Annotated in this window: 10 protein-coding genes; 6 read left to right on the top strand and 4 right to left on the bottom strand. The window is 40.1% G+C overall.

Translation table 11 applies throughout. The features are described from left to right. Positions 1 to 2: 2 nt before the first annotated feature. Positions 3 to 884 carry a cytochrome aa3 quinol oxidase subunit II gene (gene qoxA / locus AAHB12_RS02475; protein ID WP_342044197.1) on the bottom strand — a complete coding sequence of 294 codons (882 nt, stop codon included), beginning with the start codon at positions 882 to 884 and terminating at the stop codon, positions 3 to 5. A 626-nt stretch (positions 885 to 1,510) separates the two neighbouring features. On the opposite strand from qoxA, the gene AAHB12_RS02480 reads away from it, so the two are divergent. The 3 genes from AAHB12_RS02480 (at position 1,511) to AAHB12_RS02490 (ending at position 4,461) form a co-directional block, all read left to right on the top strand. After that, the gene (locus AAHB12_RS02480) at positions 1,511 to 2,179 is read left to right on the top strand and encodes a C39 family peptidase (protein ID WP_342044211.1); all 669 of its coding nucleotides are present in this window, start codon (positions 1,511 to 1,513) and stop codon (positions 2,177 to 2,179) included. A 183-nt stretch (positions 2,180 to 2,362) separates the two neighbouring features. Further along, on the top strand, positions 2,363 to 3,541 hold the full coding sequence (locus tag AAHB12_RS02485) for a M20 family metallopeptidase (RefSeq protein ID WP_342044198.1): 1,179 nt from the start codon (positions 2,363 to 2,365) through the stop codon (positions 3,539 to 3,541). A gap of 395 nt (positions 3,542 to 3,936) precedes the next feature. Then, positions 3,937 to 4,461, top strand: coding sequence for a phosphatidylglycerophosphatase A family protein (locus tag AAHB12_RS02490; protein ID WP_129728387.1), 525 nt, complete (start codon positions 3,937 to 3,939; stop codon positions 4,459 to 4,461). 157 nt (positions 4,462 to 4,618) lie between these two features. On the opposite strand, the gene AAHB12_RS02495 is transcribed toward AAHB12_RS02490, so the two are convergent. Genes AAHB12_RS02495 through AAHB12_RS02505 form a run of 3 tightly spaced genes read right to left on the bottom strand, consistent with a single transcriptional unit; the run spans position 4,619 to position 6,972 of the window. Next, positions 4,619 to 6,019, bottom strand: coding sequence for a nucleoside recognition domain-containing protein (locus AAHB12_RS02495; RefSeq protein WP_129728386.1), 1,401 nt, complete (start codon positions 6,017 to 6,019; stop codon positions 4,619 to 4,621). Then, a complete protein-coding gene (locus AAHB12_RS02500) occupies positions 5,997 to 6,719 on the bottom strand; it encodes a FeoB small GTPase domain-containing protein (protein WP_129728385.1) in 723 nt (240 codons plus the stop codon). Before AAHB12_RS02500 ends, AAHB12_RS02495 begins: the two co-directional genes overlap by 23 nt. Beyond that, entirely contained in the window at positions 6,712 to 6,972 is a 261-nt protein-coding gene (locus AAHB12_RS02505) for a FeoA family protein (protein ID WP_129728384.1), read from the bottom strand. The genes AAHB12_RS02500 and AAHB12_RS02505 overlap by 8 nt, the downstream gene beginning before the upstream one ends. Before the next feature lie 481 nt (positions 6,973 to 7,453). On the opposite strand from AAHB12_RS02505, the gene AAHB12_RS02510 reads away from it, so the two are divergent. The 3 genes from AAHB12_RS02510 to pstA all read left to right on the top strand — a co-directional run bounded on the left by AAHB12_RS02510 (position 7,454) and on the right by pstA (position 10,235). Beyond that, positions 7,454 to 8,347 carry a phosphate ABC transporter substrate-binding protein PstS family protein gene (locus AAHB12_RS02510; RefSeq protein WP_129728383.1) on the top strand — a complete coding sequence of 298 codons (894 nt, stop codon included), beginning with the start codon at positions 7,454 to 7,456 and terminating at the stop codon, positions 8,345 to 8,347. A gap of 82 nt (positions 8,348 to 8,429) precedes the next feature. Then, the gene (gene pstC / locus AAHB12_RS02515; RefSeq protein WP_129728382.1) at positions 8,430 to 9,320 is read left to right on the top strand and encodes a phosphate ABC transporter permease subunit PstC; all 891 of its coding nucleotides are present in this window, start codon (positions 8,430 to 8,432) and stop codon (positions 9,318 to 9,320) included. A gap of 3 nt (positions 9,321 to 9,323) precedes the next feature. Further along, positions 9,324 to 10,235 carry a phosphate ABC transporter permease PstA gene (gene pstA, locus AAHB12_RS02520; RefSeq protein ID WP_129728381.1) on the top strand — a complete coding sequence of 304 codons (912 nt, stop codon included), beginning with the start codon at positions 9,324 to 9,326 and terminating at the stop codon, positions 10,233 to 10,235. Positions 10,236 to 10,536: the final 301 nt, after the last annotated feature.

Genomic DNA, 10,536 nt, shown 5'->3' on the forward strand with positions numbered 1-10,536 from the left:
TATTATTTCTTGTTCTTGTCCTTGTAGTAGTTATAGTCACAATACTCAAGAGAATCTGGATCTACATACTTTAGATGGTTGCTTGAGAACGTCATCCGACCTACTACACCAGGCTCAATAATTTCGTTATATTTTTCTTTTGTTAGTTTAGAAGCAGTTCCCTTTACTTCTTTTACCCATTTTTCATAGCCTTCTTGTGTTTCAGCTTCAACTGTAAATTCCATATCGGCGAAGCCTTTACCAGAGAAGTTAGCACTGCGACCTAAATAATCTCCAGGATGGTCAGCTTGTAAATACAAATCCATAACCATGTCATCCATTGTATATTTCATACCGCCAAGTTCTGGTACCCAGAAGGCATTCATTGGGCCAACTGAAGTAAGTTTAAACTTAATTGGAGTATCTTCTGGAATCTTTAAGTAGTTGACTGTTTCAATTCCCTCTTCAGGATAGCTGAATAGCCATTTCCAGTTTGCGGATGTAACATAAATTTCAATTGGTTTTTTGTCTTTCGTACTTTCTGGAGGTTTCTCCAGTGCATATGTTGTTTTTACTGTTGGAATTGCCAAGGCAATAACAATAATGACAGGAACCAATGTCCAAATGATTTCCAACAGCGTGTTGCCATGCTGATCAGGAGGCTCATACCCCATATTCTCAGGCTTCTCACGATATTTAATGATGATAATCGTGAATAATGCAAATACTACCACAATGATCACTAACATTAGCCAAAATGACCAACTAATCAAGTCCTTTAGGCTTTGCGCATTAGGACCTTGTGGGTTCAAAACGGCCATCTTCATATCGCAGCCACTAAGGAACAATACAAAAGATAGTGGAAGAAGTGAAGCAAGTTTCCAAAATGCTTTCTTAGATTGCACGGTATAAATCTCCTTTCTGTTTTGACTGTCACTATGCCAATAAAATAATATAAACCTATGAATCTTTTATTAGCAATAGTGTGACGAATATTGTTGAAAAATAGACACAAATAAACCCCTGTTTGTGAGTCTTATTACAGACTGTGTGCTAAATCCGCAGCACAGCCATATTGTATACTATTTTAAGCACCGCATCTCCATATTCTAAATTTTCTTTCGGAATAAAGTGATGGCAAAATAGATAATATGTTTCTTATTTGGATATTTAAGGGGAAGTTTTAGATAAGATTATTATTTTGAATAGTTTTAATATTCTAAAAACTAATTTCGTGAAATAATGTTAAATATATTTCCTTACTGTAACTTAAGAGAATGCAATTTAACGGAAGTCTAATTGTTTTAAGCCGCATAAATCTCTTTTTAGGTAAAAAGGGAGCAGTGAGATGCTATTCCTTTGTAGGTCCAGTCAGGAAAAAAATACGAGTTTTCGAGAAGTCCTTCCTCTTGTACAATAAGAAGAAAAACAATTAAATGGAGTATCCAATATGCTCAAAGTGATGAAATATGCAATAAGTTTTGTGCCATTTGCGCTGTTTGCTTCCGCATGTGCCTCTGATTTTCCAGATATGATCGAACAACAAAAGGACAAATTAGTTCAAGAAACAGAGGAATTAGGTACAAGGCTGCAGTTGTATTTAAAGAAACAAGCGACAATCGAGCATGTTCCTTTTTTGCAGCAGCTGCCGGAGTTGCAGAGAGGCTGCGAGGTGACCAGTCTGGCAATGCTGTTGCAATACGGTGGCGTGAATGTTGACAAAATGACGCTTGCGCAGGAAATTACAAAGGTTCCATTTCAAACAGCCGGCAAGCATGGCAATCCTAATGAAGGATTTGTTGGGAATATATATACGTTTTCGCAACCGGGATATGGGGTCTATCATAAGCCGATCTATGAACTCGCGCAACGGTATGCACCTGGAAAGGTAATAGATTTAACAGGCCGTGATATCGAGGCTGTATATAAAATGATCAGCCTCGGGTCGCCAGTTTGGGTTATTACAAATGCTACGTTTCAGTCTTTGCCAGATAGCAAATTTGAAACATGGCAAACAAGTACAGGAGAGGCGAAAATTACATACCATGAACATAGCGTGGTAATTGTCGGGTATGACGAAACATATGTATATGTAAATGATCCATTAGAGACCGGACCTAGAACAGCGCATCCACGAAAGCAGTTTGAACAAGCGTGGGTGCAAATGGGAAAGCAAGCCATTTCTTTATTACCAGAGTAACAACTTTTCTGTAGCAGAGAGGATGGTTTTTGCTTTTTAATATTTATTCAGTGCTCTTGTCGTTAGAAAGATGGAGTGTATCAACTTTTTCTATGCATTTCTTAAAGAAGAGTGTACTATTTTTTGGTACAATAAAAGGAAATATAGCTGTCACCGGAAACGGTAAAGAGGGGGATGAGGAGGATGGGAACAGACATGAAAGCAATTGTGACAAAGGAACAGCTTATACAGTGGAGAAGATATCTACATATGTATCCAGAATTATCCTTTCAAGAGGAGAAAACATCTCAATTTGTATTTGATACGTTGTGCACCTTCTCACATTTAGAGGTATCGCGTCCTACAAAATACAGCGTAATGGCTCGATTAATCGGGGAAAAGCCAGGGAAAACGATTGCAATTCGCGCTGATATGGATGCATTGCCTATCCAAGAGGAAAATGAGTTTGCGTTCGCGTCGAAGCACCCAGGTAAAATGCATGCATGTGGGCATGATGGACATACTGCGATGCTCCTCGGTGCGGCATATGAGCTTTCGCAGCGTAAGGATGAGGTTTGCGGCGAGATTCGCTTTTTGTTTCAGCATGCTGAGGAGGATTTTCCAGGCGGGGCAGAGGAAATGGTACAAGCCGGTGTGATGAATGGGGTAGATTATGTAATTGGTGCGCATCTTTGGTCTCCGCTTCCAGTAGGGAAAATTGGTATTGTTTATGGTTCTGCAATGGCATCACCTGATGTATTTCGAATCACGGTATTTGGAAAGGGCGGGCATGCAGGCATCCCTCATGAAACGGTTGACAGCATTGTGATTGGCATGAATATTGTATCGCAATTACAGCAAATCGTGTCCCGGCACACAAATCCTTTAGATCCTCTTGTTGTTTCTGTAACGCAATTTCAAGCTGGTACTACACATAATGTCATTCCGGATAAAGCAGAAATTGCCGGAACTGTCCGGAGTCTCCGCCATGATTTGAGGGGAATTACAGCAAATCGTATTGAGAAAATAGTCAAGGGAGTAACGGAAGCTCACGGGGCATCCTACACATTTGCTTATGAGTATGGATATCGTCCTGTTGTGAATAACGATGAGGTAACAGCTCATATAGAGAAAACTGCGCAAGAGCTGTTCGGAAAAGAACATGTTGTTTCGCTTGCTCCAACGATGGCAGGCGAAGATTTTTCCGCCTTTTTGGAAAAGGCGCCGGGCTGCTTTTTCTTTATTGGTGCTCGCAATGAGGAAAAGGGTATTATGTATCCTCATCATCATCCGCGGTTTACGATTGACGAGGACGGACTTCCGATGGGAACCGCTCTATTTGTTGAAGCTGCACTCAGCCTTCTCCAAGCAAATGCTGACTAGGGGAAATAACTTTGCTTCATGATACGTAAAATGTATAACTACGGAACCTTTCGTTTGAAGGGTTCTTTTTTTACACTTTAAGAAAGTATAAATTTCTAGCTGGAAGACAATTCGACGTAGTCGGAAATTTAAGGAATACAGTACTACATCTCTGTCCTTTCCTAACGGTTTATTTATCGATGAATTTTAATTATCGAATATTGATAATACCTTGAACTACTCACCGCCTACTCGCTACCGCTCCTTGAAGCGGGGGGGGGCTTCTTCAAGAAAATGATAAAGGAGGAGAACGTAGTGAGGGAGAGAATCAGCACAGGAGATATTCTCCTCGTCTAGAAGAGAATCTGATTGCAGAATATAAGCAATGATTCACGAGGGAAAAGGAGGCTGTTAATATGGATCATTCTTTTGTTCCAAGTAATGAGGTGCAAAATGCTGCGATGCAGGCTTTACAAGAGCGCGGGATTCGAATTGAGGATATTGCAGAATTAACAATGTTCTTGCAAAAGGCATATATTCCGGATTTGACAATGCAGGATTGTATAGAGAGCATTGAGCACGTATTAAAGAAGCGAGAGGTACAGCATGCGCTATTAACAGGGATTGAGCTTGATCTATTGGCTGAAAATGGTAAGTTATCCGCACCGCTTCAGCAGTTGATTAAACAAGATGAGAGCTTGTATGGAATAGATGAAATACTAGCTCTTTCTATTTTAAATTTGTACGGCAGTATTAGTTTTACAAATTATGGGTATATTGATAAGTTGAAGACAGGGGTTTTGCAGGAGCTGAATGATAAGTCATCTGGAAAGGTTCACGCGTTTTTGGATGACTTAGTAGGAGCGATTGCAGCAGCGGCATCAAGTCGACTTGCTCATCGCTACAGAGTGAAACTGGAAGGTGACGTCTTTCTTTCCTAAAGCAAACAGGGACGGCTAGACTAAACCGTCCCTGTTTTTAGGAAGATAAACTTCTAACGAGAAGTTTATTCCACGTAGTAGAAAATTTTAGGAATAAAGAGTAAGTGCAACCATGTTTTTGTCTTCGCCTAGCGATTTGCCAATCAGGAAGTTTTCTTTATACAAGTCCAAGCGCTCTTACAATTTGTGCAACAAGGAATGTTATCACTATAGCAAGAACTGTCGGAATGGCGAAGGATAAAAATGTCCATTTTATACTTTTCGTTTCTTTATAAATATTAACTAATGTTGTACCGCAAGGGAAGTGGAGGAGTGAAAATAACATCATATTTAATGCGGTTAGCCATGTCCATCCCTGATCAAGAAAGATTTGCTTCAGTTGTGTTAAATCCTCTACTTCTGTCAATGATCCTGTTGCTAAGTAGCCCATCAGCAAAATTGGTACGACAATTTCATTTGCTGGAAGACCAAGGATGAAGGCGGCTAAAATAAAGCCATCTAATCCAAGAAGCTGGGCAAACGGATCAAGAAAGTTCACGATATACATTAAAATACTTGTATCACCGATATAAATATTAGCTAATACCCATGTTAATATAGCGGCGGGTGCGGCTACTATGACGGCCCTTTTCAATACATATACTGATTTATCGAGAGTAGCCCGAATAATTGTATTCCAAAACTTCGGCTTACGGTAAGGCGGCAATTCTAGTGTGTATTGAGTAGGAACTCCTCGTAATGCAGTTTTGGAAAGAACCCATGATACGGTGAGAGTGATAATTATGCCAAATACAACCATTCCAACGACGACAGCCGATGTGACAAATGTTTGTAGACCACCTGTATAGCCGGCTGCCATGAACAAGGAAGCAAGAAGGATGAGCGTCGGCCATCGACCATTACAAGGAACGAAATTGTTTGTCAGAATAGCGAGTATGCGTTCGCGCGGCGATTCGATAATCCGTGTCGACATAATCGCAGCGGCATTACAACCAAAACCCATTGCCATTGTTAAGGATTGCTTACCGTGAGCTCCGGCCCTTTTAAAGAGTCGATCCATATTAAAAGCCACCCGCGGCAGGTACCCATAGTTTTCTAACAGAGCAAAGGCAGGAAAGAATATGGCCATTGGAGGCAGCATAACGCTAATTACCCAACCAGTTCCACGGAATAGGCCGAGAACGAGCACCCCGTATAGCCAATCTGGCGCATGCACAGCTTTGAACCAAATTGTTAAGTAACCCTCTATCCAGCCAAAAAACTCAGCCAACATAGAGGAAGGGATATTGGCCCCGGCAATTGTTAAGTAAAAAATAGCAGAAAGCATGGCAAGCATAATCGGGAATCCCCAGATAGGAGATGTGAAAATATTATCGAGTTTCTCAGAGCGGCGCAGCCTTTCCCGATCTTTATAAGAAACAACCGTCTCGCAAATACTATGCGAGGAGCGGTAAATGCTTGCAACAATATCATCATGGATACTTTCTCCGGCTAAGTGTTTTGCATGTTGAACAAGCTGCTCAAGAGAAGGTGCTTCATTGGCTGAACGATACTCCATTAACAAAAACCTCCTTCATAGATGGTGTTTTATAGTTTTGCTGTAGGGTTTCCAACAAGCTTTTATCGCCATCGAGCATACGCAGTGCTACCCAGCGGATTGGGTATGCATCTTGAAATAGTTTCTTTACCTCGGGTTCAAGCGCAGTAATCATTTTTTCAATAGAATCACTGTACCTTACTTGATATGGCTTTGGTTCTAATGTCCCTTTTGCTACGAGTTCAATCGTATCAAGTAACTGCTTCAGACCCGTTTTATTTCTAGCTGAGATTTTTACAACAGGCACACCAAGCGAGTGAGATAACTTCCCTGCATCCACCGTAATTCCCTTTTTTTCTGCTTCATCTATTAAATTTACACATACAACAACATTGTTTGTCATTTCCATCACTTGAAGAGCAAGATTCAAATTTCTCTCCATTGCGGTAGCGTCGAGCACTACGACGGTCACGTCAGGTTTTTCAAAAATAATATAATCGCGTGCAATTTCTTCGTCTGCAGAATTAGAGTGAAGGGAGTATGTGCCGGGCAAGTCAACAATGATATAGCCTTGCTCATTGTGTAAATATTCTCCCTCTGCTTTTGCTACAGTTTTTCCTGTCCAGTTACCCGTATGCTGTCGTAATCCCGTTAATGTATTAAACAGTGTACTTTTTCCGGTGTTCGGGTTTCCTGCTAGGGCAATGCGATATTTACTCATACTGTTCATCTCCTATACTTTTGCAGAATATAAGGGAGCTTTCTTCTTTTCGTAACGCGATAGTTGTACTGCTTACTTGATAAGCAACAGGATCTCCAAGCGGGCTTTTTTGAAGCACCTTAACAATAGCGCCTGGAATAAATCCTAGATCGAGTAATCGGCGTTTTAATGTCCCTTGAAGCTCAATCCGTTCTAATCTGACGATATGCCCCGTTGTGAATTGAGAAAGGGGCTGACTTTTAGTTGAATCCATAAGAGTTATCCCACCTCTATTTTTTTAGTATAAGCTTAAAAATTTGCCTTAGGGAAACTTTTCGTTAATAAAATATTATTTAATTCAGCCGTTTGTTGTCAAGATATATTTCTAACGTATTCGCTACAATTTGAAATTGTGCTAACTGAATTGCCCTAAGGCAAAACTTTTTGTGCAGAGAATTTTGTAAAGAAAAAGAACGTGAAGGGCACATTTTGTTTACAATCCGTTTACAAAAGGTTTTTTCCTTGAAAAGAAAAGTCTATTTTTCTAAGAATTATCCGTAAAAATCCTTAATTTTCATGCGTATATAATGGGCTGTAGTGCGAAGAATACAGTACATACACACCTTTACTTAAAATTAAAAAACGCTTAACACTAACATAATATTGTTGTCCTACAATGAGGTTGTGCTTAAGAGGATGGCACGAAAGAGTTAGTGTCAAAAATGAAAAAGCAAATAATGGGGGTCCAAAAAAACATGGCTAAAAAAGGTTTTAAATTCACGATTGCAGCTTTACTTATTACTGGCGCGCTTGCTGGATGCGGAAAAGCTGAAGACACAGCAAACAACAAAACGACTGATAATACTGCTAAGCAAGAGGTGTCTGGAACAATTACGGCGGCTGGTTCTACAGCATTACAACCGCTTGCTGAAGAGGCTGCGACTGAATTTATGGGAGACAACCCTAAGGTATCTATTACAGTACAAGGTGGCGGAAGCGGAACGGGTATTAACCAAGTAGCATCTGGTGCAGTTCAAATCGGTAACTCAGATGTTCCAGCTAAGGATAAAATTCAAGATGAGGCTCAGGCAAAAGAGCTTGTTGATAATAAAGTAGCAGGTATCGCGTTTGGTGTAGTAGTAAATAAAGACATCACGGTTGACAATTTAACAGTTCAACAAATTACGGATATCTTCTCAGGTAAAATCACAAACTGGAAAGAAGTAGGCGGCAAGGATGAGAAAATTAACGTAATCAACCGTCCTGCATCCTCTGGTACTCGTGCAACATTTGAAAAGACGATTTTAAATGGCACAAAAGCGAACGACAGCATTGGTACAACACAAGATTCTAACGGTGCGGTAGAGCAAGCAGTTAACTCAACTCCTGGTGCTATCAGCTACCTTGCAATGTCTTATATGGTTGGCGAGAAAAAAGACGCATTAAAAACAGTGAAAATTGACGGTGCAGAACCTACTACTGAAAACATTGCTGCAGGTAAATATCCGTTCTGGTCTTATGAGTATATGATTACAAAAGGTGAAGCAAAAGACGCAGTAAAAGCTTACATTGATTTTGTTGCTGGTGAAGATTTTGCGGCAAAAGTAGAGGAAATGGGTTATATCCCAATGAAAGAGCTTAACAAATAATACAAACGGGTGATGGGCTGGCTACCAAGCCAGTCCTAGTCCTGTTCATTTTTATATCGTGTAGATAGGGTGATAAAAGAGGATGAAGGGGCAAAAACAAATCAATTATATAAAAAGCGAGTATATAGGAAGATCGCTTGTTACGTTTTGTGGAATATTAATAGTAGCTATTACACTGGCAATCATTGGGTTTATTTGTGCAAAAGGTATTCAATCTTTTACCCAAAGCGGTATTTCTTTTGGGGAGATGCTGACGTCTACAAAATGGAATCCAAATAGTGAGCAGCCAGCATTTGGCGCTTTGATTTTTATTGTAGGTTCTATGGTTGTATCAATTGGAGCTGTTCTTATTAGTGCACCGATTGCAATCGGGCTTGCTATTTTCATGAATTTAATTTCACCAAAGTTTGGAAGCAGGGTTCTAAAGCCTGTTCTTGAGCTTTTAGTTGGAATTCCTTCTGTTGTATATGGTTTATTAGGGGTTACGATTCTTATTCCTCTTTTGCGCGATTCGTTTGGGGGGGTTGGTTTTAGCTTAGTGGCAGGAATTGTGGTGCTTAGCATTATGATTTTACCAACTATTGCTAGCATTGCGTCTGATGCAGTCCGTTCTGTTCCGTTTGAATATTTAGAAGCTTCTTATGGTCTTGGCTCTACAAAATGGCAAGCTATTAGCCGCGCTATTGTTCCGGCGGCAAAAAGCGGCATTTTAACTGGAATTGTGCTTGGATTAGCCCGTGCATTTGGCGAGGCGTTGGCTGTACAGATGGTAATCGGAAATACAATTAAGCTTCCAACAAGCTTATATAGTCCAACATCAACACTGACAGGCATTTTAACAATGGATATGACGAATACTTTAAACGGTACTCCATGGAATAATGCATTATGGACATTAGCTATGATTCTGCTCCTAATTTCTTTTATCTTTATTTTAATCATTCGAGCGATCGGTCAAAGAGGTGGACGCTAACTTATGAACGCAAGAACAGTCAATAATATTTGGACAGGGATTTTATATGTCTTAGCATCCCTAGTTGTCGTTTTATTAGTTTTTTTTATGTATCAAATTCTCTCTAAAGGCTGGGGATTCTGGGATCCTGACTTTTTATTTGGACAGCCTAGCAACACAAGAGCTGGCGGGGGGATTGCTCCACAATTGCTTAACTCGTTTTACATGCTGTTCCTCACGCTGCTTATATCTATCCCGCTCGGACTTGGAGCCGGCATTTATTTAGCAGAGTATGCGAAGAGGGGACGATTTTTAAACTTTGTCCGTTTATGTATCGAAACGATGGCTTCACTTCCTTCTATTGTTGTAGGCTTATTCGGCTTACTAGTGTTTGTTACATTGACAGGCTGGGGATATACGGTTATGGGCGGTGCGCTTGCGCTTACGATTTTGAATCTTCCTAGCTTAACACGTGTTTGTGAAAATGCGATTGTAGATATTCCAAATAGTGTAAAAGAAGCAAGCTTAGGGCTTGGTGCTACAAAATGGCAGACAATTGTAAGAATTATGATCCCTTCTGCAGTGCCTCAAATTATCACAGGTGTTATTTTAGCAGCAGGAAGAATCTTCGGTGAAGCGGCAGCCTTAATCTTTACTGCAGGATTAACAACTCCGTTTCTTAACTCAGCAGCAGATTTTAGCAGTCCAATGCATCCGCTTAATCCGTTTCGTCCTGCCGAAACATTGGCGGTTCATATTTGGAAGCTAAATTCTGAGGGGATTGTACCCGATGCAGGTTTAATTGCAACAAAATCTGCGGCAATTCTAATTGTGATGGTTCTTATGTTTAATGTACTAGCTCGTCTATTAGCTAGTGTGCTGCACAGCCGTTTTTCTGGAACAAGGGTACGTAAAACGAAAACAAAAGCTGCTTGATGTAAAAGCCGTTACTTGTCATAAGGTAATGGCTTTTTTTCTTTTGAGAAAGTATAAGTTTTCATCTGGAAGATCATTTGATATGGTGGGTGAGAGTTGTTTCAGGAGTTATTCATCATATTTCATCCAATATATTAGCAAAGTAGAGAGCCGGAGAAAAATTTAAAAAAAGGGTTGCATTTGAAGTTTAAAGTTGTTATATTTATATTCGCTGCTGTGAGCGGCAAACATAAAAAATAACTTTTGATAAAAGTTATTGACAATGAGTTTTGAAAGTGATAAGATGTAAAAGTCGCTTTCA

Source organism: Bacillus sp. OTU530 (assembly GCF_038440375.1).